The following is a 24289-nucleotide window of genomic DNA, read 5'->3' on the forward strand; positions in this document are numbered from 1 at the left end:
GGTCGGCGCCGCCAGCCCCAGGACGGGGCCCGGGCCGAGTCAGGGGCCGGGTCCGCGAGACCGAACCGGCGTCGCGAGACCGACGATGAGAACCTCGGTCTCGCGACCCCGTCTCGGTCTCGCTGTCAATGGCCCGGGTCAGCCGATGGCCCGAGTCAGCGCCCCCAGCGCCGCAGCGGACGCACCAGGGCAAGGTGTGCGAGGGCGTCCAGCTGGCACCGCAGCGCGAAGAGCACGCGTCGCGCGCGCAGTTCGCGGCGCGCGGCGGCCGACTTGACCCGGAACTTGTGTCGCTGCATTCCCCGCCATGCCGCCCGCAGGGCCTGCCGATCGGCGGTGGAGTTGTCGGCGGAGAAGTACGTGCGCGCCCAGACCGCGCGGCTCTCGCGCACATTCAGCACGGTGTTCCCCGAGGCGTTCGCCCCGTGGCGGCGATATCCGACCAGGATCTCGTCCAGCGGCACGATCGGACCGCGCCGGGACAGGCGCACCAGGGCGTCCCAATCGTCGGCCACTCGATACGAAGGATCGAACCCGCCGATCGCGTCGATCTCATGGCGTCGCAGCACGATCCCGCTCGGCGGGTAGAGGTGATTGGCGAGGAACAGCTCGGGCAGCGTGGCGTCCTCCTCGGGTGCGAGCGGCACCACGCGCCCGCCGCGCACCGCCTGGCGCGCCCGCATGAAACGAGCGAACTCCCCGTCCCCGAGCGGGGCGGAGCCGGCGTCGATCCAGTCCGCGACCGCATACGCGCCGACCGCGTCCGCTCGCGCGGCGAGCACGCGCAGCAGCCGCTCGTACAGCTCCGGGGCCACGAGGTCGTCGTGATCCATGAAGACCACGTACTCGACGTCGGCGCCGAGCAGGGCCAGCCCGGCGTTGCGGGTGCGGGCGATGCCCTCGTTCCTCTTCTGCACGAGCGTCAGCCGCGGGTCCTCGAACGCGGTGCGCACGATCTCGGCACCGCCGTCGGAGGATCCGTCGTCGAGCACGATCACCTGCAGCGCGGAGTACGTCTGGGCGAGCACCGATCGCAGCGTCTCGGTGATGTGGCGGGCGCCGTTGTAGAGCGGGATGATGATCCCGATCGTCGCCTCGCCGGCTCGTCCTGCGGTCACCTGCGCTCCTGTGCCGGTCGCCCACACCTGAGGATGTGCCACCTCGAGTCGATGATAGCCAGCGCGATCCGCGGCGCGTGCGTCCAGCGACGAGGGTGAGCCGGATCCCGCGCGGGCATACTGGAACCGCACACGGACAGGAGGCGAGATGGCGCGAGCCCGAGCCCTGCACGGGTCGACGGGCCGCGGGGCGATGCGCGCCTCGACGGCGTCGTCGCCTTCTCAGAGCGCGGTCCTCTGGCTGAGCGTCGAGGTGCCCGACCGGTTCGGACAGGGTGGGCAGCGCCGGCAGTACCACCAGATCGCCGCCCTGCGCGAGCACGGACGACGGATCGTCGTGGTCAGCCCGGCAGGACCCCAGGACGACTCCTCGATCGCGGCGCTCACCGAGGTGATCCGGCCGCGGCTGCACGTCAAGGGCAGGGCCGTGCCCGGCGCGGCCCGGCGACTCGCTCGGCTCGTGCGCAGTCCCCGCTGGGAGGCGATCGTGCTGTCGCACCAGGATTCGGTCTGGCTGCTGCCCGAGGGCGTCGGCGCTCCCGTGCTGCTCGACGTGCACAACGCGATGAGCGCCTGGCTCCTCACCCGTGGTCTTCCCGACCAGGCCGCGCAGCACCGTCAGCTGGAGGCGCGGGCGATCACCCGCGCCGAAGGGGTGATCACCTGCTCCGACACGGAGCGGATCCGGCTGATCGAGCAGCATCCGGACGCGGCGCCGCGCGTCTTCACCGCGCCTCTCGGCATCGACCCCGCGGAGTGGCCCGATCGCGCGTACTCCCGCAGCGCGCCCCTGGTCGCCCTCTTCGGTGGCTGGGCCTGGGAGCCGAACCGGCGCGGCCTGGACTGGTTCCTCGGCGAGGTCTGGCCGCTGCTGGCCGCCCTGGCCCCCGATGCGCGGTGCCGGATCGCCGGCACCGGACTGGACGGGGCGGTCGCCCTGCCGGCGGGCGTGGAGTTCGTCGGAAAGGTGCCGAGCCTCGTCGACTTCACGGCGGAGGCCACGGTCGTCGCGGTGCCCGTGATCGACGGCGTCGGCGCGGCCATGAAGTTCGCCGAGGCCCTGGCCACAGGCGCGGCGGTGATCGCGACGCCCGATGCCGCCAGCGCCTTCCCCGGCTCTCATGCGGAGGTCTCCGCGGATCCGGCGGCATGGGCGGCGTGGATCGCGGATCGCCTCGCGCACCGGGACTCGGAGCCGGCGCCTGCGCCCGAACGCGCGCAGGTGCTCGCGGAGCGGACCTGGGCCGAGTGCGTCGCCCCCATCGAGCGCTGGCTGCAGGCGCATGGGCGAGCCGAGCCCGGCACGGGATCCGGCGCCGAGCCCGGCACGGGATCCGGCACAGGGCCCCGCACGGGATCCGGCGCGGAGCCCGGTTCCGCCCCCCGTGGCGGATCCGTCGACCCGCCTCCCGGACAGGAGGCGACATGACCCGCCCGCGGCTCTCCTTGGCGACCATCGCGACCGAGGTCCCGATGGGCGCCCAGGCCTACCAGCAGCAGATCGGCGAGCGCGCGCCGGCGGCTCTGGCGCAGGCCGGACCCGAGCCGTGGACCGTGCGCCCCCTGGTGTTCCGCTCGCTCCGCTCACCGCTCGCGGGCAACCGCCGCCTTCCGCTCGGGCGTGTGACGCAGGCATCGGAGCGCGCTCGTGCCGCCCTCGGCCGCGCGTTGTACGCCGGCGACACCGTGTCGCATCGGATGGCGCTGGAGCTGCCACCGTCTCCGCACGCGGATGTGATCACGCTGCACGACGTGGTGTCCTGGCGCTTCCCCGACGAGTCGGCGCCCGTCGCCGCCGCAGCTGCCGAGGCGCGGCGGGCGGCGGCCGTGATCTGCGTGTCGGCGTTCACCGCGTCCGAGGCCGTGGATTTCCTCGGCGTGACGGATCCGCATGTCGTCCCGAACGGAGTGGATCCGCGCTATCTCGACGCGGCGCCGCTGCCCGCCGAGGCGCGTGCGGCGCTGGGGCTCGAGCAGCCGTACGTGCTGCACGCGGGCGGCGCGGCGCAGCGCAAGAACCTCGACGCCCTGGCGGCCGCCTGGCCACGGATCCACCGCGAACGACCCGGCCTGCTGCTGGCGCTCGCCGGACCGGCGCACCCCCGCCGCACCGAGCTGTTCTCCCGCATGGCGGGGGTGCGCCTGCTCGGGCGCCTGCCGGACGAGCTCATGCCCGGGCTCGTCGCCGCTGCCCGGGCCGTGGTCGTGCCCTCGCTCTACGAGGGTTTCGGGCTGCCCGTGCTCGAGGCGATGGCGGCACACGTCCCCGTGGTCGCGGCGAACACCAGCAGCCTGCCCGAGGTGGCGGGCGGGGCGGCCCTGCTCGTCGAACCCACCGCCGACGGGGTGACCGACGGCGTGCTGGCCGCGACCTCGGGCGACCCCGCCGTCGACGGGCTGATCACCGCCGGCCGCGCCCGCGCGGCGGAGTTCACCTGGGAACGCTCCGCACAGGGGCACGCGGACGTCTGGCGCGCCCTGCGGTGACCGGTTGCGGGACCCGTCGCCGCGATCGGTGAACACCCCGCGGACACCGCAGCCGGAGCGGACCCCAGCCGAGCGTCAGCGCCGCAGCAGTCCTGAGGGATACCGCGGCAGCGGGCCGAGCGCTTCGGGAACGCGCCGCAGCGCCGCCTCCAGCCCGTCGCACAGCGCTGCCACGCGGCCGGCGTCCGCCCGGCTCGCACGGCGCACCACGTCCTCGCGTGTGCGCACGTCGTCGAACTGCACGAATCGGCTGCGCCCCGGCGTGACCGCGGCCTCGTAGTCGCGGAACTTGAAGTCGCCCCCGATGAGGGCGGGCTCGCGCGTCGTCCAGACCGCCGGGATGCCGTACGCGTCCGCCGTGACCAGCCCGTGCAGCGACGTGGTCAGCACAGCTCCCGCCGAGGCGATCTCCCGCACCACGGGCGGCGCCGCGCGGTGCACGTCGACCGCGCGCACACCGTCCCGTCGGGCCAGTGCGAGCAGGTCCTCATCGCCGCGATGGTGCCCGTGCGCGACGAGCGCGACCTGTCCATCGGATCCGGGCCGCCTGAGGTGCCGCGCCACCAGCAGTCCCGGATCCCCGTACGCGACGGCCCCGGCACCGATCCGCTCCGCGGTGAGCGGACCGCGCACCGCGAGGACCGTGGCGTCGGGCAGCAGGCGCTCGGCGTCGTCGATCGCACCCGTGCCCCAGATCGCGCCGTCGAAGTCGGCGGGAAGGAACTGGATGAGGCTGCCGACGCCGACCAGCCGCGCCCGGTCGGGCTCGCGATGCCGCGGCACGAGGCCGTACCGCGGCAGCAGCAACGGGGTCAGGGCGTCGCCGAAGTTCGGATGGCCGTCCCACCAGAACGCCGGGACGACCACGCCCCGGGTGCCGACCGCGGGCGCGGCCTGCACCGCTCGGCGCGCCTGTCGCAGGCGTCGCCGCAGCGCGCCCTCGTACCGCCACGCCCCGGTCATCACGGGCCCTCCGCAGACGTATAGACCTGCAGGTACCGCTCGGCCACACGTTCCCAGGTGAACTCGCCCACTCGGTCGGCGCCCGCGGCCGCTAGCTTCGACCGCAGTGCCGGATCCGCCAGCACGCGCGAGATCGCCGCGGCCAGCGCGTCCACGTCCTCCGGATCGACGAGGATGCCGTCCTCCCCGTCGCGGACGAACCCGCCGGCGCCGCCGCGGTTCGTCATCACCAGCGCGGTCGATGCCCGCCAGGCCTCGAGCGCCGCGATGCCGAACGCCTCGGAGCGGCTCGGCACCACGAGCGCCCGGGATCCGGCCAGCACGGTCGCGACCTGCGCGGGCGAGCACCAGCCGAGGAAGTCGACGACATCCTCCAGGCCGTGCGCCGTGACCTGTTCCTGCAGCGCTGCACGCTCGGGACCGTCGCCTGCGATCACGAGCCGCGCATCCGCCCGCGTCGGAACGGGCTGCGCGGGTTCCGTCGCGGCGGACCGCCCGGGCTGCTCCAGCATCGTCGAAGTCGACCCTGCCGCCGTCGCGGAGCCCGGATCGCTCCGCACCCGCAGGCGAGCGAGCGCCTCGAGCAGAAGGTCGAATCCCTTCATCCGGCCCAGCCGCCCGACGGCGGCGAGATAGGGGCCGTGCGGGAGCCTGCCGCGGATCCCGTCGTCCTGCACCACGTCGAGCGTGACGCCGTTCGGTACGACCACGCCGCCGGCCAGCCCGAACCGAGCGCGCAGGTCGCGCAGCACGTACTCCGAGGGCGCGGTGACCGCCGCGGCTCGGGTGAGCGCGTCGCGCAGCCCCCGCCGCAGCAGCGCCGACTGGGCGAACACGTTGTCGTCGTCACCCGTGGTCTCGCCGTGGGAGGTGATGATCAGCGGGGTGCCGAACCGGCGATGCAGAGCGAGGGCGTACAGCCCGTTCGGGCCGAAGCAGTGCACGTGCAGCGCGTCGGGGCGGAATCGCCGATGCGCGCGCGCCCACAGCGACCAGGCACCGGGGGCGCGTCGGGCGAACCGTGCGAGCGAGCTCGCGTGCCGGGCCGGCAGCGGCGTCGGCAGATAGCGCACCGCGAAGGCGTCCGCCTGCTCGGCGTCCGCCCGGCCGCCACGGTCGACGGCCCATACCTCGACCTCGACGCCCCGGGCACTCAGCGCCCGGGCGACCTCGGCGACGTGCGTCTCGACGCCGCCGACGTGGGGCGCGTACGACGAGGTGATGAGTGCGACGCGCCGCGTGGTCACGACCGCCCGCGCTGGCGGCGCGGGCCGCCGGTGGCGTCGTCGGCGATGAAGTCGCCGAGCAGGGAGTCGAAGTCGCTGACCTCCGGATCCGCGGATTCCTCCGGGTCCGTCGAGTCCTCGGCGGGGTTCGCGGTCGCCGAGGCGGCGCGTGCTGCCGACCGCGCGGACGAGGCCGCCCGGCGCGGTTTCGCGGCTGGCGCCGCCGGCGTCTCGGTCTCGTCCGGCGCCGGCTCCGCCGCGGGCTGCCCCGGCTCCAGGTTCGCCGGAACGATCGGCATCGGCAGGGCGACCGGCGCGGACGTGGCGCCCGTGCGCTTCGGCCCGGCCGGAGCGGCCTCCTCCGCCTTCGCGCCACCGGACTTCGCTCCGCCGGACTTGGCTCCGCCCGGCTTCGGTGCGGATTCGATCTTCTCCCGGTAGTCGTAGGCGTAGCCTGCCTGCCGTCCGGTCACGGGCACGCGGTTCATCACCACGCCGAGCACGCGACCTCGCGCCTTCTCGAGCGTGTTGAGCGCCTTGTCCACCACCTCGTACGTGGTCTTGCCCGCCGCCACGACGATGAGGGCGCCGTCGGCCTGATTCGTCAGCACGGCGCCGTCGGTCACGGCGAGCACCGGGGGCGCGTCGATGATGACCGTCGCGTGCTTCGTGAGGTCCTTCACGAGCTGGTGCATGCGCTCGGATCCGAGCACCTCGCTCGGGTTCGGCGGGATGGTGCCGGCGGTCAGCACCGCCAGGTTGGGGATGTCGGGCGCGGTCTGCGCCACATCGGTGAGCTTCGCCCTGCCGGCGAGCACATCGGTGAGCCCGGCGCCGGCGACCAGGCCGAGCGTCGATGCGACCGTGGGGCGGCGCAGATCGCCGTCCACGAGCACCACGTTCGTGCCGGCCGCCGCCAGGGTCATCGCGAGATTCGCCGCGACCGTGGACTTGCCCTCCCCGGGCAGCGCGCTCGTCACCACGATCGTGCGCGGCGGGTGGTCCACGTCCATGAACTGCAGATTGGTCCGCAGCGCGCGCAACGACTCCCGCACGGCGAAGTCGGTGCGCGAATCGGCCGGCGCCTCGCCCTCCGCGACGATCCGGCGTTCGGCGGCCACCCCGTCGACCTTCGGGATGGTGCCGACGACCGGCACCCCCAGGCGCTGCTCCACGTCGTCCGTGCTGCGCACCCGGCGGTCCGAGATGGCACGGATCATCGCGAACGCGATCCCTCCGCCGAGCCCCAGCAGGCCGCCGACCAGCAGCGCCGTGGGCACGCTCGGGAAGATCGGCGCCTCCGGCAGGGCCGCCGTCTGGGCGACGTAGATCATGACCGGCGAGGTGTCCGGCTTGCCATCGATGCCGTCGGTGACGTCGATCACCGAGATGAGTCCCTGCATCCAGGCGTCCGCGAGCAGCTGCGCGGCCTTCGGCGACGATGCCGTGGCCGCGATGTTGATGATGTTCGTGCTCTCGGGGTTCGTCACCGTGATGCGCTTCACGAGCGCCTCCGGGGTGTCGGAGAGGTTGAGCGCGGCCGCCGCATTCACACCGACGTTGCGCCAGCCCGCCATCACCAGGTAGGTCGGCACCTTGGCGCGCCCGTAGGTGTCGCCCGACTGCGCGAGCTGCTGCTCCGGGTCGGTCGGCGTGGTCCTGCTCTTCACCAGCCCGCTCACCGAGGCCTCGTACACCGGGGTCTGGATCTTGACCCACCCGTAGGCCGCACCGAGGCCGACCGCGGTCATCAGGATGATGGCGATCCAGTTACGCCGCAGCGCCCGCAGATAGTCCCGGATGTCCATGTCAGCCCTTCGGGGTGGATGAGTAAGCACGATCATACAAACGGGCGCCGATCGGCTCCCTGGCGCGGGCCCGTCGTTTGGCCGCCCGCCGTTCCGCCGGACTCTGACGCGCATCCTTCGGCGGTGCCCAGTACTGCCCCTCGCCCTTCGAGACCGCGAGCGCCTGGGCCCCCAGGCAGATCCCCGCGACCAGGAACGGGACCGAGACCTGGGCGGCGACCCAGAACAGGTCGAACTGCGCCGCAGTGATGCGCAGCACGACCGCGCCGAGGGCGACGGCGCCGTAGCGGGGCGACATCCGCCACAGCACGACGACGAACCCAATCCACATGATCACGAAGCCGAGCAGACCGACCACCCCGGCCGAGGCGGCGACCTCGAGCTCGGCCTGCGGCGGCTGGAAGTGCGCCCACGGATGCACGTACCAGTAGCGCAGGCCGTGCCCGAAGATCGGCGAGAGCTTCCACAGCGCGTACACCTCGCGGATCCAGTCCAGCCGTGCGTAGGCGGAGTTGAACTGATTGCCCGACGCGAACTGCTCGATCACGCTCTGCACGATGAGCAGCACGGCGGGGATGGCGAGCAGGGTGAGGAAGACGGCATGCCCGGCCGCGCCCCGGCGGATGATGAGGATGAAGAGCGCGGCGAGCAGTCCGGAGACGGCCTGCCGCGACTGCGTGAGCAGCAGCGCCGCACCGAAGACGAACACGAGCGCGACGGTCCAACGGCGGGCGAGCCCGAGCCAGTCCGGTCTCGCGTAGGCCAGGAAGACCCCGAGCGCGAGAGCCCCGCCTGCCGCGTTCTTGTGCATCGGCCACGGCCACACCGGATAGACGGCATCGATCGGATGCCCCTGCACGACGTTGATCCCGGCCGTGACGTAGGTGCCGGCGGCGATCAGCACCAGCATGCCGAGCAGCAGGATCACCGACAGGCGCGCATATCCGGCCCGGCCCAGCCCCCAGCCCAGCACGAGCGCCCCGGAGACCAGCAGCCACGCGTGGAACCACTCCACCGTGTTCTGCGGGAACGGGTTCACGATCACGGTGAAGACCGTGCTGAACTGGTAGATCGCGTTCAGCCACAGCATCGCGCGCATCGGCGGGCTGAAGTTCCGGCTGCCCAGCAGCACGACGGCGCCGAAACCGGCCGCGATCGCCGCATCCGACACCGTCAGATCCGCCCCGCCGACCGCGAGCCGCTCCGTGACGAAGGCGACCGGCGTCGCCATCAGCGCGATGGCCAGTGGCGTCGACCAGGTGAGCACGGCGCCGACGACGAGCGCCGCGAGTGCGGCGGCGGTGAGCACGGAACCGGTGGTGGCATGCTCCAGCAGCAGGTAGGCCGCGATCGCCACGCCGACGGCGATGACCACCCAGCGCCAGGTCGCGGCCCAGGCTCCGGGGAGGGCGTCACGAAGGCGCGATACGACCTTCGCGCCTGTCCCCATGACCCGCACCTCCGTAGCCGCCCATTATCCCACGCGGACCCTTCGGGCCATCGGGCGAGGACGTCGCCGACGACCGTCACGGAGAGCATCCCACCGAATGCGACATCCGTCATCCGATTCGCGTCGTATCCTGCGGATCCTCGAGAACGTCCGTGATGATCCCGGCCCGCACTCGTCTCCTCATCGGGTGGTCCGCAACCGACGGGGGATCGTTGCGGCTCCCGACCACCCGGCACCGCGTCCCCGGTGCGCGATGCGGCCGGTGCCCTCCGGCCCGGCCGCATCGCCTTCGTCCGCGGGCCGCCGCGCCCGAAAACGCCCGCGCCGGCCCGTTGCGCTGAGCGAGGGCAGGCGCAAGGCCGCCTCACCGCGAAACTCCCCCGTGCATTCCCGTCCCCGCAGCCCTAAGGTGAGCACAGCCGGGGAACTCCCCTCCTCGGCGTTCTAGCCGGTGCAGTCCACTGCGAAGAAGCGAAGAGCTGGGGTTCTCCTCGCTTCCATGGACCGCGGCTCGGACTGCACCGGCGCCCCAAGCCCCGCCCATGGCATCCGCTGCGCACCCCTAGTCGTGCAGCGGCCCGCCCTGTCGCACACCCAGCGACTCCACCAGCTCCCGCATCCGCGCCTCGCCTGCGACCGGCGAGAACTCGGCGAACCACCGTTCGAACAGTGGCCCCCGGTGCGGGGAGATCGCCCCCGTCACCACGTCGGCGATGCGGTCGGCGAGCGCGGCGGCATCCCCGGCGGGCACGACCTGTGCGGCGCCGCCGACCACCTCGGGCAGCGCGCCCGCGTCGCTCACGATCAACGGCACCCTGGCCGCCATCGCCTCGGCCGCCACGAGCCCGAACGACTCGGCGATCACCGACGGCACCACGAGAAGGTCGATCGTGTCGAAGAAGTCGGCGGCGTCGACCCAGCCTGCGCGATGCGTGAGTCGTGCGACCGCGCCGAGCGCATCCTCCATCACGACGAGGTCCTCCTCGTGCACCGCTTCCGGCTCCCCGGCGAGCACCAGCCGGAAGCGGCCCGGCATGCGGTCCTCGAGCAGGCCGACGGCATCGGCGAGCACATGCACGCCCTTGTCCAGCCCGAGCTGCCCGAGGAAGCCGATGCGGATCCGTCCCGACGCGTCCGGATCCGGCTTCGTCCGGCGGATCCGATCCGTCCAGTTCGGCAGCACGAGCGCGCCGGGCACGGCCTCCAGCATGGCTCGCGACGGCACGAGGGTCGTGACGGCGCCGCGACGGGCGAGCGGCGACAGGATCCAGCGGATGCCGGTCGGCTCCTGATGCAGGTGCACCAGCCGCCCGGCACGACGCACGGTGGCCAGCGAGGGCACCAGGCCGTTGCACCAGAGCAGACCGTCGGGCCGCTCGCGGTCCCACCGGCGCAGCGCCCACATCCACAGGGCGCGGTTACTGGCGGCGAGTCCGATCACCGGCAGCCTCCTGCGCACCGTCTCGTCCAGCAGAGGCGACGGCGCGGGCACCACGACGGTGACGTCGACACCCAGCTCGCGCATCGTCTCGGCCATGCGCAGCAGCATGGTCGCTCCCCCGCCGAGGTCGCCGCTGTTCGCGGCGAGGAAGACCCGCTCGAAGCGGGCCGGACTCCGGTGCACCGCCCAGCTCGCGCCTTCGGCGAGCGTCCAGGTCTCCGCCGGCTCGAGCAGCGGCAACAGCGCCACGCGCCCGCGCTCCTCGGTCCGCTCGTCGACCCCCGGTGTTCCGACCGTGCGAAGCGGTCGTGCAGCGTCACTCATCAGTGCCTCCCCAAGTGGCACAGAAAGATGCCTCCCACAGGCACCGCAGCCTCGGGTGGGCTGCACCCCGCACGATACGTCAGAACACGGGCGTCCGGAAGCGTCTTCAGCAAAGCCGCAGACGACGCGATCACGAGGCGACGGCGGCGGGAGCCCATCGCGTCATCGCGCCCTGGACCCCTGTCGTTTTGGGGGATCCGGATCCATGCCGTAAGCTTTCTCTTTGGTGTGCGATCACTGCTGGTCGCACCCGCGAACGTGAGCCCTCCACTGGCGTGTTCCTCTCCCCTCAGGGAGGGAACCACCCCGGAGTGGGATTCACGAACCTCTCCGTTCGATCAAGAAAGCAGCACTATTGTGACGCGCACTTACACCCCCAAGGCCGGGCAGGTCCAGCGTGACTGGGTCGTCATCGACGCCACCGACGTCGTTCTCGGTCGCCTCGCCTCGCACGCCGCCGCGCTCCTGCGCGGCAAGCACAAGGCCACCTTCGCCAACCACATCGACTCGGGTGACTTCGTCATCATCGTGAACGCCGACAAGGTCGCGCTCACCGGTCAGAAGCTCCAGAAGAAGATCGCCTACCGCCACTCGGGCTACCCGGGCGGGCTCAAGGCCGTCGCCTACTCCGAGCTGCTCGAGAAGAACCCGGTCCGTGCTGTGGAGAAGGCCATCCGTGGCATGCTCCCCAAGAACAGCCTCGGCCGCCAGCAGCTGGCGAAGCTCAAGGTCTACACCGGCTCCGAGCACCCGCACGCCGCTCAGCAGCCCAAGACGTACACCCTCGACCAGGTCGCCCAGTAAGCGCCGTTACGAACAAGGACATACTCGTGGCTGACATCGAAACCACCGAATTCCCGCAGAACTTCTCGACGGAGACCCCTGAGGCCGCCGCCGTCGAGACCGCTCCGCGCCCCGTTCTCAACGTCCCCGGCGCAGCCGTGGGCCGTCGCAAGCAGGCCATCGCCCGCGTGCGCCTCGTCCCGGGCGCCGGCACCATCACGGTGAACGGCCGCACCATCGAGGACTACTTCCCGAACAAGCTGCACCAGCAGCTGATCAACGACCCGTTCACGGTGCTGAACCTCGCGGGCTCGTACGACGTGATCGCCCGCATCTCCGGCGGTGGCCCCTCGGGCCAGGCCGGCGCCCTGCGCCTGGGCATCGCTCGTGCGCTGAACGAAATCGACGCCGAGAACAACCGCCCGACCCTGAAGAAGGCCGGCTTCCTCTCGCGCGACGCTCGCGTCAAGGAGCGCAAGAAGGCCGGTCTCAAGAAGGCCCGCAAGGCGCCTCAGTACTCGAAGCGCTAAACCGCACAGTCCTCTATGGCTCTGTTCGGTACGGACGGGGTGCGGGGGCTGGCCAACGGCCCCCTCACCGCCGATATCGCGCTCACCCTGGCCCAGGCGACAGCTGTCGTCCTGGGCCAGGGCCGTATTGCCGAGGCTCGCAAGGCCGCCGGCAAGCGTCTCACCGCCGTGGTCGCCCGTGACCCGCGGATCTCGGGACACTTCCTCAGCGCCGCCGTCGAGGCGGGTCTCGCCTCCTCCGGGGTCGATGTGCTCGACGCGGGCACGCTGCCGACCCCGGCCGCGGCGTTCCTCATCGCCGACATCGACGCCGACTTCGGCGTGATGATCTCGGCGTCGCACAACCCGGCGCCCGACAACGGCATCAAGATCTTCGCCCGTGGCGGAGTGAAGCTGCCCGACCTCGTCGAGCAGCGCATCGAAGAGGCGATGGCCGGCGAGAAGCTGCGCCCCACGGGCGCCGACGTCGGCCGCGTGCGCCGCTTCTCCGACGCCGAGGACCGTTATGTGATGCACCTGCTGGCCTCGCTGCCGCACCGGCTCGACGGCCTCCACGTCGTGCTGGACTGCGCGCACGGCGCAGCGTCCGGCGCCTCCCCCGAGGCGTTCCGCAACGCAGGCGCCCGGGTGACCGTGATCGGTGCGGATCCTGACGGGATCAACATCAACGACGGCGTCGGATCCACGCATCTCGACAAGCTCGCCGCCGAGGTCATCCGCGTCGGCGCCGATGTCGGCATCGCGCACGACGGCGACGCGGACCGCTGCCTCGCGGTCGACGCCGACGGCAACATCGTGGACGGCGACCAGATCATGGCGATCCTCGCGGTCGCGATGAAGGACCGCGGGCGCCTGGCCGAGAACACCCTCGTCGCCACCGTGATGAGCAACCTGGGCCTGCACGTCGCGATGCGCGAGCACGGCATCACCGTGCGCCAGACCGCGGTCGGCGACCGCTACGTGCTCGAGGACATGAACGCCGGCGGCTACTCGCTGGGCGGCGAGCAGTCCGGCCACGTCATCATGAGCGACTTCGCCACGACCGGCGACGGCGTGCTCACCGGCCTGCACCTGGTCGCCGAGATGGCGCGCCAGAAGAAGTCGCTGGCCGAGCTCGCCGCGGTCATGACCGTGTACCCGCAGAAGCTCGTCAACGTCAAGGGCGTCGACCGCACCAGGACCGACGACGAGCACGTGCAGAAGGCGGTGCAGGCGGTGGAGGCCGAACTCGGCGAGACCGGCCGCGTGCTGCTGCGCCCCTCGGGCACCGAGCAGCTCGTGCGCGTGATGGTGGAGGCCGCCGACGAGACCTCCGCCCACGAGTACGCGCACCAGCTCGCGGAGGTCGTGCGCGAGCGACTCGCGCTCTGACATCCGCACCAGCCGGAACGGCCGCACAGGATTCCTGTGCGGCCGTTCTGTCACAATGGACGTTCTGCCGCGTTGAGGATCCTGGGGGTGAAGGCGTGAGCGATTCCCCGCCGACCGCGGCCCCGTTCTGGCATCGGCTGACCACCTGGGCTCTCATCTACGGAGCCGTCGTCGCCATCATCGTGTTCTCGCCGTATCCGTTCCTCTCGGTGTTCGATCCGCTGATCCAGAGGATCGGAGCGGTGGTCCCGGGGCTCACGCTCGTCCGCGCCGAGTTCATCGCGAACATCGCGATGTTCGTGCCGTTCGGCATCTTCCTGGCCGTGTTCCTCCCTCGCCGCCGATACCTCGTGCTTCCCATCGGCTTCGTCACCACCGTCACCATCGAGACCGTGCAGGGCCTGTTCCTGATGTCCCGCAGCGATTCCGTGCTCGACATCCTGTCGAACACCGCCGGCGCCGCCATCGGTCTCCTCATCGTCGAGCTCGTCGACGCGTCCCGGCGCCGATCCCGCAGATTCGCGCGGACGGACGGCGACTGAGCAGGCTTCCGATATTCCGCGGTCTGGATTCTGGGCCGACTCCGGGTTAGCATGAAGCCACGTTCGCATCCTTTGGGAGGATGCGGGCGGCGGCTCCACGGCTGTTCGACCCGAAAGATCAGCCTCGAGTCGGTGAGCGACGTCGGCCGTGGGAAGCCGATGCTCTGGGGAGGATGGCGAGTGCCATCCGCCGTTGTGGGAACGGTTCTGGGGAGTTCTGGGGAGTGTTTGAAAAAGTCGATCTTGTAGCGACGTCTCATACCGTCGCGCAGTGGCGTCACGCGTACGCCACACGTCTCGCCATCACGGACACGGTCGTCGTGTTCGCATCCGTGATGATCGCGCAGGTCGTGAGATTCGGATTCGGTGACTCGCACGTCGTCGGACTGAATCTCCTCGACACCGAGCTCGGATACTCGATGTTCTCGATCGGGCTCGCCCTCGCCTGGCTGCTGTCGTTGCGGCTGACCGGATCACGCAATCCGAAGCTCGTCGGCGGCGGAACGCTGGAGTACAAGCGCGTCATGGATGCCAGCGTGCGTCTGTTCGGCGTGCTGGCGATCCTCGCGTTCGGGTTCCAGCTGCAGATCGCGCGCGGCTACGTGCTGGTCGCGTTCCCGATCGGGCTGGGGCTGCTGTTCCTGGGCCGGTGGCAATGGCGCCGCTGGCTTCTGAGGCAGCGCACCGCCGGCCGGTACGCGCATCATGCGGTGCTGCTCGGGGAACGCGAGAAGTCGCGGCACGTCGGGGCATCGATCCTGCGCGAGCCGGGTCTGGGCGTGCGGCTGCTGGGGGCCGTCACCGAGAACGGCAGCGATCAGGACCTGCTCCCCGACGTGCCCGTGATCGGCGGGTTCGACCGCGCGATCGAGGCGATCCGCGCGTCGGGCGCCGACACCGTCGTCTACAGCGGATCCGATCGGATCAGCCCCGAGGCGCTGCAGGAGCTCGGCTGGGAGCTCGAGGAGGCGAAGATCGAGCTGCTGGTCGCCCCCGCTCTCACGGGCGTCGCGGGCCCGCGCCTGCACTCGAACCCGACGCCCGGCTTGCCGCTCATCCAGGTCGACTATCCGACGTTCGAGGGCATGAAGTACGTGGCCAAGCGCACGCTCGACATCGCCGCGTCCATCGTCGCGCTGATCGTGCTGAGCCCGCTGTTCGCGATCATCGCGCTGCTCGTGCGTCAGGACGGCGGCAGCGCGCTGTTCCGGCAGCAGCGCATCGGCGTCGACGGCCGGCGCTTCGAGATGCTGAAGTTCCGCACCATGGTCGTCGACGCGGAGGACCGGCTGCCGACGTTGCTGGACCACACCGACGGCAATGGCGTGCTCTTCAAGATGCGGCACGATCCCCGAGTGACTCCCGTGGGGCGCCTGCTGCGCCGGCACAGCCTCGATGAGCTTCCGCAGCTGGTCAACGTGCTGCGCGGCAACATGTCGCTCGTCGGACCCCGCCCGCCGCTCGCGAGCGAGGTCGAGCACTACGACTACCGCATGCAGCGCCGCTTCCTGGTGCGCCCGGGCCTCACCGGCCTCTGGCAGGTGAACGGCCGTTCCGACCTCTCCTGGGACGACAGCGTGCGACTCGACCTGTTCTACGTCGAGAACTGGTCCCTGACGGGCGACCTGATCATCCTGTGGCGGACGCTGCGGGTGGTGTCGACCGGCGTCGGCGCCTACTGAAGGCCGAGGCGCGCGACGTGTCGGGGCTGATCGTCACCGAGTGGATCGAGCGGTCCGGCGGGGCGGAGCGGGTCCTGGACGCCATGGGCGAGGTCTTCCCCGATTCGGAGATCTTCTGCCTGTGGAACGATGCGCCCGAACGGTTCGCGAAGGGACGCGTCGCCGAGTCGTGGCTGTCGCGGACGCCGTTCCGCAAGCACAAGGCGGCGTCGCTCCCCCTGCTCGACGCGACATGGCGGCGCGCACCGGTGCGTAGCGACCACGAATGGGTGCTCGCGAGTTCCTACGTGTTCGCCCACCACGTGCGGGTTCCTGATCCGTCGGTGCCGAAGTTCGTCTACGCGCACAGCCCGGCACGCTATCTCTGGGATCCGGAATCCGACGATCGCGGCCGGCATGCGCTCGTGCGCGCCGCCTCGCCCACGTTCCGCGGCATCGATCGCCACCGGGCGCAGGAGGCCACGACGATCGCGGCGAACAGCCGATTCGTCCGAGACAGGATCGCCCGGGCATGGCAGCGCGATGCCACCGTGATCCACCCGCCCGTCGCGGTCGAGGCGATCGGCGAGCACCAGGACTGGCGCACTCAGGTCCTCGATGCCGAGGAGCGACGCATCCTCGAACGGCTGCCGGAGACCTTCATCATGGGTGCGTCGCGGTTCACCCCCTACAAGGCGCTGGATTTGGTGATCGCGGCTGCCGACCGTGTCGGGTTGCCCGTCGTCATCGCCGGCCGGGGGCCCGACGAGATGCGCCTCCGCGCGCGTGCGGCGGAGGCCGGGGTCCCCGTCGAGTTCGTCATCGCACCCTCGGACGCCCTGATGTACGCGTTGATGCAGCTGAGCGCCGTGTTCGTCTTCCCGCCCATCGAGGACTTCGGGATCGTCCCGGTCGAAGCGCAGGCGGCGGGAACCCCTGTGGTCACCGGACCGATCGGCGGCCAGATCGAGACGATCGTCCCCGGCGTATCGGGGGTGATCGCAGAGTCCACTGATCCGGGCGATCTGGCCGTCGGCATCGAGGACGCACTGCGTCTGGCCCCGTTCGACTCCCGGATCCTGAGTGAGCGGTTCGGGGCGGACCGCTTCGCCCGTGAGCTGCAGGAGTTCGTCCAGGTCTGAGCGCGCCGGGCCCCCTATCCTGCTGATCGTGCCCTCCGCCCCACCGCCGCCGACCGCCAGCCGGGCCCGACCGCGCGCCGTGACGCGACGCATCGCCCTCGTCGCGCGGATCCTGCTCGTGCCGTACGCGATCGCCGTGCTGTTGGTCACCTGGCTGCCCGCGGAGGACGCCGGAAAGGTGACCGGCATCGTCGCTGTCCTTGCACGCCTTGTCGCGGCATCGGGCATCCCGTTCGCGTCCGCCTACGCCGTGCTCGAGTTCGCGGCGAACATCGCCCTATTCGTGCCGCTGGGGGTGCTGCTGGCCGCGGGCTGGCGGCGGATGCATGCCGGGGTCGTCATCGCCGTGGGGTGCGCCGCCAGCACCGTCATCGAACTCGTGCAGCTGGCCCTCCCGAGCCGCTACTCGACGCTCTCCGACGTGATCGCCAACACGCTCGGCACGGCCGTCGGCCTGGTGATCGCGCGGGCGTTCTCCCGGCGACGGAGGGCCGACGAAGCCTGACGCAGCCGGTCTACTTGCAGGTCGGCTCGACGGTCGTCGGCGTCGCGCGCGACATCGGTGTCGTCCAGACCTTGAGTGGCCCACCTGGACCCGGTGCGGTGAACTCGACGTTCACGGTGTGCGTATCGGCGAAGTGGCTGAAGACCTCGATCTTCACGGCAGGTCGGCCGAGGTGTTCGCCCTGGCTGAGGATGTTCGCAGGCTGCCCGTCGATCGTGATGCTCGACAGCGTGCCGCCCGCCGGTCCGTAGAAGACGGCGTAGCTGCTGATGTCTCCCGCTGCGAAGTAGGGACCCGTGATGTACGGCGGCAGGCCGGCGGCCGCCTCCTCGGTCAGTCTCGATGTGAGCGTCATCGTGCCCTTGACCACCTGATCAGCGCGGCAGGCATCGATCTTCATGTCGAGGTAATAGCTCTTCTTCGACCCGGTGTTGTCGTTCAGGTAGACGCCCAGAACGCTCTGCTCCTTGTCGTCCGTCGGCATGATGCCGCTCATCCGTGAATTGTCGACCAGCGCGGTCTGCTGGGGATCATTGCTGAGGTAGAGCAGCCGCCCCTCGTCGGATGCACGGAACAGCGCCTGGATCAGCTTCACCGGCGAAGCCTTGCCGGAGGTGACCGCCGAGAAGATCGTGTCCGCAGCGGAGGCGAAGAACGCGTCCTGCTCCGGACCGGTCGGATAGGTGAAGTACACCTGGTTGAGCAGCAGCGGGACCGCGTTCTGCGAGGTCAGCTGATCGCCGGTCGCCAGGGTCACCGGACCAGTCGCCTCGAGGATGTAGGACAGCGTGACCGGGTCGATCGACAGCACCGCGTCGAAGTTCGTCCCGACGTCCCTCGCCCACCATGCGCGCAGGATCTGGACCGCATATGGAAGATTCGGCACCATCGTGAAGTCGGGCGTGTAGCGACCGATCTTGTCGCCGAAGATGTTGACGGCCTGCGGGTCCAGGTCCGTGACGGGATTCGGACTGCCCTGATGCTTGAAATCGGAGCTGCTCACGACCGTGCCGCGCGTGATCGTACCGTTGTCGACGGTGATCGGAAGGAACTGCGCCGCGTTGCCGCCGAGGCTCCGCGCCTCCGAGTTGCCCTGGAACATCAGCAGGTAGGTGCGCGGGCCCTTCGCCCCGAGCGCGTCCGGCAGGACGCTCAGCACCTCGCGCGCGGTCTTCATCGTCGGCTGCAGCTTCGTCAGCTCGGAGTCGAGCCTGCCGACCCCGTCGGCGACGGGACCGACGAGCTGAGCCTTGTCGACCTTGCGGAGGTCGGCCGTCGCCTTCTGGATCCCGGCATCGACGGAATCGAAGGTCTTCGAGAGCGCGGTGATCGATGCAGGGTCGATCCGCCCATCTGCGATGTTCAGATCGCTCAGTTTCACGCTCGCCGCGGGCCGGACGACGTCCATCGCGAGGCCGTCTGTCACTTCGGCGACGGTTCGGACAGCGGAGAGATTGGAACCGACGACGGGGAGCTTCTCTGCGAAACTCCACTGCCACCCCTTCGTCGCCGCGACCGCAGCTGCGGTCTGCGCCGACACCGTGGCCGAGCTCTTGGCCGCGGCGTCGAGGTCACCGGTGAGCACCGACTGCTGCACTTGCTGCACGCCGGTCATCGCCGCCTCCAGATGGCCGCGCGCAGACATCGCCTTGTCGTAGACCTGCTTGCCGATGATGCCGCCGACCACGGCGATCACGATGAGCAGAAGGAACACTCCGCCCACGATCCATGGCCAGATCCGACGACGTCGGGGCTTGGACTCGAGGCGTTCCGCCTGGCGATCGCGGAGTTCACGGCGCGAGGGAGGCGTGCTACTCATGACTCCATCCAACCATCACCGGCAGAAGCCTCTTGGGCGCGTATTCCCAGCAACAGGGCGGCTCGGCCTGCGCGCATCTCGAAGTCCCACGATGAGGAGAGCCCGCGACGACGCGACTAGTCGATCTTTACGGTCTCCATCAGCCGTGACGACTCCAGCGCCGCCTCGACGACAGCGAGCGTGCGCAGCCCCTGCTCCATGGTCACGACGTCGGAACGGCTGCCCAGCACGGCATCCCGGAAGGCCTCGTGCTCCACCCGGAGCGGCTCGCGTTTGGTGAACGCGTATCGAATGACGTCTCCTTCCGAGACGCCGCGGAAGCTGGACACCGACTCCCACTCGAGTGGAATGGTGCCGTTCGCGAAGAAGGTGAGGTCGCCGGTCGCGGTGTCGGCGACGAACGCGCCCTTCTCCCCCGTGACAACGGTGACCCGCTCCTTCATCGGGCTCAGCCAGTTCACGATGTTGTTCACGATCACGCCGCTCTCCGTTCGGCCCGTGATGGTGATCATGTCCTCGTGCTCACGACCGCTCTTGAACGCGGTCTGCGCGAACACACGCTCGTAGTCGGACTGGACGACCCACGCCGTCAGGTCCACGTCGTGCGAGGCCAGGTCCTTCGCGACCCCGACATCGGCGATCCGGGACGGAAAGGGCCCCTGACGCCGGGTGACGACCTGGTAGACGGCCCCCAGCTCACCGGCCGCGAGCCGCCGTCGGAGCTCTTGCAAGGCAGGGTTGAAACGCTCGATATGCCCGACGGCGCCGACCAGCCCCGCTCGCGAGAACGCCTCGACCATGCGGCGTCCAGCGTCGAGACTGTGCGCGATCGGCTTCTCGACGAGGGTGTGCACGCCGGCGGCGGCGAGCTTGAGTGCCGCCTCCTCATGGAATCGAGTCGGCACCGCCACAACGGCGGTGTCGAGCCCTGCATCGATCAGCGCGTCGATGTCGGGCAGGATGTCCAACTCGCCGGCGACACCGTGCGGATCCCCGCCCGGGTCCGCGATCGCGACGAGCTCGACGCCATCGATCTCGCGCAGCACGCGAGCGTGGTGCCGTCCCATCATGCCGACGCCGAGCAGGCCGGCGCGCAAGGCCATCAGGCGCCCGCCCCTGCGACGGCGTTCACCGCGGCCACGATGCGCTCGAGGTCGTTCTGCGACAGCGACGGATGGACCGGCAGGGAGACGACCTCCCGCGCCGCGCGCTCGGTCTCGGGCAGGTCCAGTCCCGGTGCGAAATGTGCGAGCGACGGGAGACGGTGGTTCGGGATGGGGTAGTACACACCGGCACCGACCTGGTGCTCCTCTTTCAACGCCGCCACGAACCCGTCCCGGTCCTCCGGAACGCGAACCGTGTACTGGTGATACACGTGCACCGCACCTTCTGCGACCGGAGGGACGACCACGCCCTGCAGGTTCGCGTCGAGAAACGCAGCGTTCTCTTGGCGCGTCGTGGTCCAGCCGTCGACCTTGGTCAGCTGCACGCGACCGATCGCTGCGTGGATGTCGGTCATGCGCGCGTTGAACCCGATGACCTCGTTCTCGTACTGACGCTCCATGCCCTGGTTCCGCAGCAGTTTGACCATGCGCGCGATCTCATCCGTCGCTGTCGAGACCATGCCGCCCTCGCCACTGGTCATGTTCTTGGTCGGATAGAGGCTGAACATGGCGAACTCGCCGAAGGTTCCGACCGGCCGTCCATCCAGTGCGGCGCCGTGCGCTTGCGCTGCGTCCTCGTACAGGGCGATGCCGGTCTCGGCGGCGAGCGCCTCCAGCTCACGCATGCGCGCGGGGTGCCCGTAGAGATGAACCGGCAGCACGCCCTTCGTCTTGGACGTGACCGCCGCCGCCACCGCATCCGGGTCGAGCGTGAACGTGTCGGGCTCGATGTCCACGAAGACGGGGGTCGCTCCCGTGAGTGCGACCGAGTTGCCCGTCGCGGCGAACGTGAACGACGGCACGATGACTTCGTCACCGGGTCCGACGCCTGCGGCAAGCAGTCCGAGGTGCAGGCCCGCGGTTCCGGAGTTCACCGCGACAGCCGGGCGCCCCTGCACGAAATGCGCGGAGAACTCGGCCTCGAAAGCCGCGACCTCCGGGCCCTGCGCGACCATGCCGCTCCGCAGCACTCGATCGACGGCTTCGCGTTCTTCGTCGCCGATGATCGGCTTGGCAGGGGGAATGAACTCGCTCACGCGATCTCCTTCGTCAGTGTGCCGTTCTGCTCGCGGTACGTTGCGCCGCTCTGCGGACAGATCCAGATGCCGGTCGTGTCACCCGCGGTCAAGGGCACCCCGGCCTCACCGACCCAGCCGATGCGCTTCGCAGGTACCCCCGCGACAAGGGCGTACGCGGGAACGTCCTTGACCACGACCGCGCCGGCCGCCACGGTCGCCCAGGCGCCGATCGTCACCGGCGCGACGCACGTGGCACGCGCCCCGATCGCCGCGCCGCGCTCGATCGTCACTCCGACGGGCTCCCAGTCGTGTGCGCTCTTGAGCGACCCGTCCGCGTTGATCGCACGCGGGTAGGTGTCGTTGGTGAGGACGACCGCGGGCCCGATGAACACGCCGTCAGCCAGTCGCGCCGGTTCGTAGACCAGGGCATAGTTCTGCACCTTGCAGTTGTCCCCCATCACGACACCCGTGCCGACGTACGCGCCCCGCCCGACGATGCAGTTCTCCCCCAGCCGGGCGCGCTCACGCACCTGAGCGAGGTGCCAGATGGATGATCCCGCCCCGATCTCAGCCTCAGGCGAGACGTCAGCGGACTCCACGATCCGCACGTCAGATCTCTCGGTCATTCAGCCCCCCGTTTGATGAAATGCCAGAAACAGTCAGGCGGATCCGACCACGATGCGAGGCGTGCCGGCCCAGAGCGCGGCATCGCTCGCCGCACGCCCGTCGACGAGCAGCCTCACACCGGGGATCTGCGCAGGCGCCAGCGTTCGGTAGTCAGCGTGATCCGTCTGCAGCACGGCCACGTCCGCCGCCTCGCCGATCGCGAACGGCTCGAGACCGAGTGCCCGCAACTCTTCGTCCGTGTACAGCGGATCGTGCACGCGGACGTCGGCACCGCGCTCACGCAGTGCCTGGACGGTGGGGAACACTCCCGAGAACGCGGTCTCCTTCACGCCGCCCCGGTATGCCGCGCCCAGCACGACCGCCGTCAGCCCGGAGAGGGAACCGAGAACCGTCTCCGCCTGGGCTACCAGCCGCTCCGGCATCGACGCGTTGAGCTGCCGCGCGGTGCGGACGATGTCCGCACCGGGGTCGGTGGACAGATAGAGCCGCGGGTACACGGGGATGCAGTGGCCGCCCACGGCGATGCCGGGACGATGGATGTGGCTGTACGGCTGCGAGTTGCACGCCTCGATGACTTTGTAGACGTCGATCCCGTTGGCGGCGGCGAAGAGCCCGAACTGGTTCGCCAGACCGATGTTCACATCGCGATAGGTCGTCTCGGCGAGCTTCGCCATCTCGGACGCTTCTGTCGTCCCCAGATCCCACACCCCGTTGGGGCGCGGGAGGTCAGGGCGCTCGTCGAACTGGAGCACCGCCTCGTAGAACTCACGCGCACGTCGCGTGCCCTCCGGCGAGAGCGCGCCGATCAGCTTGGGGTACTTGCGCAGGTCCTCGAACACGCGCCCGGTCAGCACTCGCTCCGGCGAGTACGCCAGGTGGAAGTCGACGCCCTCCGTCAGACCGGAGCCGTCCTCCAGCATGGGCTTCCATCGATTGCGCGTGGTGCCGACGGGCAACGTCGTCTCGTAGGAGACCAGCGTTCCCGCCGTGAGATGCTCCGCAAGAGACGCAGTCGCAGCGTCCATGTGCTTGAAGTCGGGCTCCCAGGTCTCGTCGTTCACGAAGACGGGAGCCACCAGAACGACGGCGTCAGCACCGGGAATCGCTTCGGCGTAGTCGGTGGTCGCTCGAAGACGACCCGACGGAATCAACTCGGCGAGCTTCTCCTGCAGGTGCGCCTCGCCAGGAAACGGCTCCAGCCCCGCGTTGATCGTGTCGACGGTCTTCTGGTTGACATCGACGCCGATCACATCGTGGCCTGACGAGGCGAACTGGACAGCGAGGGGAAGCCCGATCTTTCCCAGGGCCACGACGGCGATGCGCATGGAATCATGCTATCGGTGCGTTCAGCGGCTCCCGTCGCGGTGTCAGCAGGACGAAACGTCCTGCTGCCTAAGACTCACCGCTTGCCGAGGAAGTATCTCAGCGTCGCTTCTGCGCCTCGACGCCATCGGTGTATCTGGTAGTCCCACATCTCACGTCGCGAGGGAAGATCCTCCCGATCGTTCCGCGGCATGTCCGCGCGCGACACCCAGATCGCACGCACGATCCAGCGGGGCTTCTGCGACCATGGCGCCGCGCGCACATGATGCCACCACGCCACGCTCGACGCGTCGTCGACCCGAGTCGAGAAGAGCGCCCATCGACGCTGCTGCTCGGCATCAGCATCGACGACGACAGGCCCCAAATCGGCCAACACGAAGTAGTCGCGCAACGTCCATGCGGCTCTTCCTGCACGAGCGATCGTCGTGAACTCGTCGCGCTCGCTCGTCGTGAATGCTTCACGCAGCGCGACGCTCACGAGCTCGCGCTCCTCGAGGTGCTTCGGCGATCGCCGATCGCGCTCGGCGTGCAGTGCCATGATCACGGCAGAGCCGGCCTTTGAGGGGGCCTGAACCGGAACGTGCGCCACGGAGACCTCCTGCCGCGACGACCAGAGGATGTCGAATGCGTCGGCGGCGTCGGCGAAGAATCCCGGGAACATCCAATGCACGTCGATGTCGCACGGCCAGTCCGCGTGGATATAGGTCATCGAGTGCTGTGGGATCAGCGCCGGGGTCTCGCGACCGACTCGCGTGTGCCACCCCCGACTCTCAAGTGCCGCGCAGTATTCGGTGAAACGCTCCGGTTCGATCAGGACGTCAGCATCAGCCGAAGCGCGTGGGGCGCGCAGCTCATAGTGTGCGGCGATGGGGCCCTTGAGGCTGAGTGCGCGGACACCGAGTTCTCGTGCGATCGCCGCAGCGAGCGCATGCGCAAGCTGCGTCGCGGCGTCCAACTCGAAGGATCCCGAACTCACGGTTCTCATCC

Annotated in this window: 21 protein-coding genes; 9 read left to right on the forward strand and 12 right to left on the reverse strand. The window is 70.2% G+C overall.

Going from position 1 to position 24289, the window contains the following annotated elements; translation table 11 throughout:
* Nucleotides 1-155 precede the first annotated feature (155 nt).
* Nucleotides 156-1118 (reverse strand): glycosyltransferase, encoded by a 963-nt coding sequence (locus tag LXM50_RS15120; RefSeq protein ID WP_233312310.1) that lies wholly within the window; start codon nucleotides 1116-1118, stop codon nucleotides 156-158.
* A gap of 148 nt (nucleotides 1119-1266) precedes the next feature.
* Between LXM50_RS15120 and LXM50_RS15125 the strand changes: the two genes are divergently transcribed.
* The gene (locus tag LXM50_RS15125; RefSeq protein WP_233312311.1) at nucleotides 1267-2547 is read left to right on the forward strand and encodes a glycosyltransferase family 4 protein; all 1281 of its coding nucleotides are present in this window, start codon (nucleotides 1267-1269) and stop codon (nucleotides 2545-2547) included.
* Nucleotides 2544-3605 carry a glycosyltransferase family 1 protein gene (locus LXM50_RS15130; RefSeq protein ID WP_233312312.1) on the forward strand — a complete coding sequence of 354 codons (1062 nt, stop codon included), beginning with the start codon at nucleotides 2544-2546 and terminating at the stop codon, nucleotides 3603-3605. The genes LXM50_RS15125 and LXM50_RS15130 overlap by 4 nt, the downstream gene beginning before the upstream one ends.
* Before the next feature lie 75 nt (nucleotides 3606-3680).
* Here LXM50_RS15130 and LXM50_RS15135 read toward each other — a convergent pair whose 3' ends face one another.
* The 5 genes from LXM50_RS15135 to LXM50_RS15155 all read right to left on the reverse strand — a co-directional run bounded on the left by LXM50_RS15135 (nucleotide 3681) and on the right by LXM50_RS15155 (nucleotide 10817).
* The gene (locus tag LXM50_RS15135; RefSeq protein ID WP_233312313.1) at nucleotides 3681-4568 is read right to left on the reverse strand and encodes a polysaccharide pyruvyl transferase family protein; all 888 of its coding nucleotides are present in this window, start codon (nucleotides 4566-4568) and stop codon (nucleotides 3681-3683) included.
* Nucleotides 4568-5815 carry a glycosyltransferase family 4 protein gene (locus tag LXM50_RS15140; protein WP_233312314.1) on the reverse strand — a complete coding sequence of 416 codons (1248 nt, stop codon included), beginning with the start codon at nucleotides 5813-5815 and terminating at the stop codon, nucleotides 4568-4570. The genes LXM50_RS15135 and LXM50_RS15140 overlap by 1 nt, the downstream gene beginning before the upstream one ends.
* Nucleotides 5812-7602, reverse strand: coding sequence for a polysaccharide biosynthesis tyrosine autokinase (locus LXM50_RS15145; RefSeq protein ID WP_233312315.1), 1791 nt, complete (start codon nucleotides 7600-7602; stop codon nucleotides 5812-5814). Before LXM50_RS15145 ends, LXM50_RS15140 begins: the two co-directional genes overlap by 4 nt.
* A gap of 1 nt (nucleotide 7603) precedes the next feature.
* Complete coding sequence (locus LXM50_RS15150; RefSeq protein WP_233312316.1) at nucleotides 7604-9052, reverse strand: O-antigen ligase; 1449 nt, start codon at nucleotides 9050-9052, stop codon at nucleotides 7604-7606.
* Nucleotides 9053-9614: 562 nt separating this feature from the next.
* Nucleotides 9615-10817, reverse strand: coding sequence for a glycosyltransferase (locus tag LXM50_RS15155; RefSeq protein ID WP_233312317.1), 1203 nt, complete (start codon nucleotides 10815-10817; stop codon nucleotides 9615-9617).
* 357 nt (nucleotides 10818-11174) lie between these two features.
* Between LXM50_RS15155 and rplM the strand changes: the two genes are divergently transcribed.
* From rplM to LXM50_RS15190, 7 genes are all read left to right on the forward strand, one after another.
* The gene (rplM, locus tag LXM50_RS15160) at nucleotides 11175-11621 is read left to right on the forward strand and encodes a 50S ribosomal protein L13 (RefSeq protein WP_091742431.1); all 447 of its coding nucleotides are present in this window, start codon (nucleotides 11175-11177) and stop codon (nucleotides 11619-11621) included.
* A 26-nt stretch (nucleotides 11622-11647) separates the two neighbouring features.
* Nucleotides 11648-12130 carry a 30S ribosomal protein S9 gene (gene rpsI / locus LXM50_RS15165; RefSeq protein WP_233312318.1) on the forward strand — a complete coding sequence of 161 codons (483 nt, stop codon included), beginning with the start codon at nucleotides 11648-11650 and terminating at the stop codon, nucleotides 12128-12130.
* A 15-nt stretch (nucleotides 12131-12145) separates the two neighbouring features.
* Entirely contained in the window at nucleotides 12146-13501 is a 1356-nt protein-coding gene (glmM, locus tag LXM50_RS15170; RefSeq protein WP_233312319.1) for a phosphoglucosamine mutase, read from the forward strand.
* 95 nt (nucleotides 13502-13596) lie between these two features.
* A complete protein-coding gene (locus LXM50_RS15175; protein WP_233312320.1) occupies nucleotides 13597-14043 on the forward strand; it encodes a VanZ family protein in 447 nt (148 codons plus the stop codon).
* Nucleotides 14044-14267: 224 nt separating this feature from the next.
* A complete protein-coding gene (locus tag LXM50_RS15180) occupies nucleotides 14268-15725 on the forward strand; it encodes a sugar transferase (protein WP_233312321.1) in 1458 nt (485 codons plus the stop codon).
* Between the two features lie 17 nt (nucleotides 15726-15742).
* Nucleotides 15743-16846 (forward strand): glycosyltransferase, encoded by a 1104-nt coding sequence (locus tag LXM50_RS15185; RefSeq protein ID WP_233312322.1) that lies wholly within the window; start codon nucleotides 15743-15745, stop codon nucleotides 16844-16846.
* A 28-nt stretch (nucleotides 16847-16874) separates the two neighbouring features.
* Nucleotides 16875-17351, forward strand: coding sequence for a VanZ family protein (locus LXM50_RS15190; RefSeq protein ID WP_233312323.1), 477 nt, complete (start codon nucleotides 16875-16877; stop codon nucleotides 17349-17351).
* A 10-nt stretch (nucleotides 17352-17361) separates the two neighbouring features.
* On the opposite strand, the gene LXM50_RS15195 is transcribed toward LXM50_RS15190, so the two are convergent.
* The 6 genes from LXM50_RS15195 to LXM50_RS15220 all read right to left on the reverse strand — a co-directional run bounded on the left by LXM50_RS15195 (nucleotide 17362) and on the right by LXM50_RS15220 (nucleotide 24257).
* On the reverse strand, nucleotides 17362-19170 hold the full coding sequence (locus tag LXM50_RS15195; protein WP_233312324.1) for a DUF4012 domain-containing protein: 1809 nt from the start codon (nucleotides 19168-19170) through the stop codon (nucleotides 17362-17364).
* Between the two features lie 116 nt (nucleotides 19171-19286).
* Nucleotides 19287-20276 carry a Gfo/Idh/MocA family protein gene (locus LXM50_RS15200; protein ID WP_233312414.1) on the reverse strand — a complete coding sequence of 330 codons (990 nt, stop codon included), beginning with the start codon at nucleotides 20274-20276 and terminating at the stop codon, nucleotides 19287-19289.
* On the reverse strand, nucleotides 20273-21370 hold the full coding sequence (locus tag LXM50_RS15205; protein WP_233312325.1) for a DegT/DnrJ/EryC1/StrS aminotransferase family protein: 1098 nt from the start codon (nucleotides 21368-21370) through the stop codon (nucleotides 20273-20275). The genes LXM50_RS15200 and LXM50_RS15205 overlap by 4 nt, the downstream gene beginning before the upstream one ends.
* Nucleotides 21367-21978: an acyltransferase gene (locus tag LXM50_RS15210; protein WP_233312326.1), complete on the reverse strand. Its 612-nt coding sequence runs from the start codon at nucleotides 21976-21978 to the stop codon at nucleotides 21367-21369. Before LXM50_RS15210 ends, LXM50_RS15205 begins: the two co-directional genes overlap by 4 nt.
* Before the next feature lie 33 nt (nucleotides 21979-22011).
* The gene (locus LXM50_RS15215) at nucleotides 22012-23304 is read right to left on the reverse strand and encodes a nucleotide sugar dehydrogenase (protein WP_233312327.1); all 1293 of its coding nucleotides are present in this window, start codon (nucleotides 23302-23304) and stop codon (nucleotides 22012-22014) included.
* A 74-nt stretch (nucleotides 23305-23378) separates the two neighbouring features.
* Entirely contained in the window at nucleotides 23379-24257 is an 879-nt protein-coding gene (locus LXM50_RS15220; RefSeq protein ID WP_233312328.1) for a nucleotidyltransferase family protein, read from the reverse strand.
* Between the last annotated feature and the right edge of the window lie 32 nt (nucleotides 24258-24289).

Source organism: Microbacterium sp. Au-Mic1, from assembly GCF_021341785.1.
Taxonomy (GTDB): domain Bacteria; phylum Actinomycetota; class Actinomycetes; order Actinomycetales; family Microbacteriaceae; genus Microbacterium.

What these genes read in the sequence shown, in the direction of transcription:
- LXM50_RS15155 (WP_233312317.1), bottom strand. Translation starts at nt 10,817, where the DNA reads ATGAGTGACGCTGCACGACCGCTTCGCACGGTCGGAACACCGGGGGTC.
- LXM50_RS15145 (WP_233312315.1), bottom strand. Translation starts at nt 7,602, where the DNA reads ATGGACATCCGGGACTATCTGCGGGCGCTGCGGCGTAACTGGATCGCC.
- LXM50_RS15215 (WP_233312327.1), bottom strand. Translation starts at nt 23,304, where the DNA reads ATGCGCATCGCCGTCGTGGCCCTGGGAAAGATCGGGCTTCCCCTCGCT.
- LXM50_RS15125 (WP_233312311.1), top strand. Translation starts at nt 1,267, where the DNA reads ATGGCGCGAGCCCGAGCCCTGCACGGGTCGACGGGCCGCGGGGCGATG.
- LXM50_RS15135 (WP_233312313.1), bottom strand. Translation starts at nt 4,568, where the DNA reads ATGACCGGGGCGTGGCGGTACGAGGGCGCGCTGCGGCGACGCCTGCGA.
- glmM (WP_233312319.1), top strand. Translation starts at nt 12,146, where the DNA reads ATGGCTCTGTTCGGTACGGACGGGGTGCGGGGGCTGGCCAACGGCCCC.
- LXM50_RS15150 (WP_233312316.1), bottom strand. Translation starts at nt 9,052, where the DNA reads ATGGGGACAGGCGCGAAGGTCGTATCGCGCCTTCGTGACGCCCTCCCC.
- LXM50_RS15195 (WP_233312324.1), bottom strand. Translation starts at nt 19,170, where the DNA reads ATGAGTAGCACGCCTCCCTCGCGCCGTGAACTCCGCGATCGCCAGGCG.
- LXM50_RS15210 (WP_233312326.1), bottom strand. Translation starts at nt 21,978, where the DNA reads ATGACCGAGAGATCTGACGTGCGGATCGTGGAGTCCGCTGACGTCTCG.
- LXM50_RS15130 (WP_233312312.1), top strand. Translation starts at nt 2,544, where the DNA reads ATGACCCGCCCGCGGCTCTCCTTGGCGACCATCGCGACCGAGGTCCCG.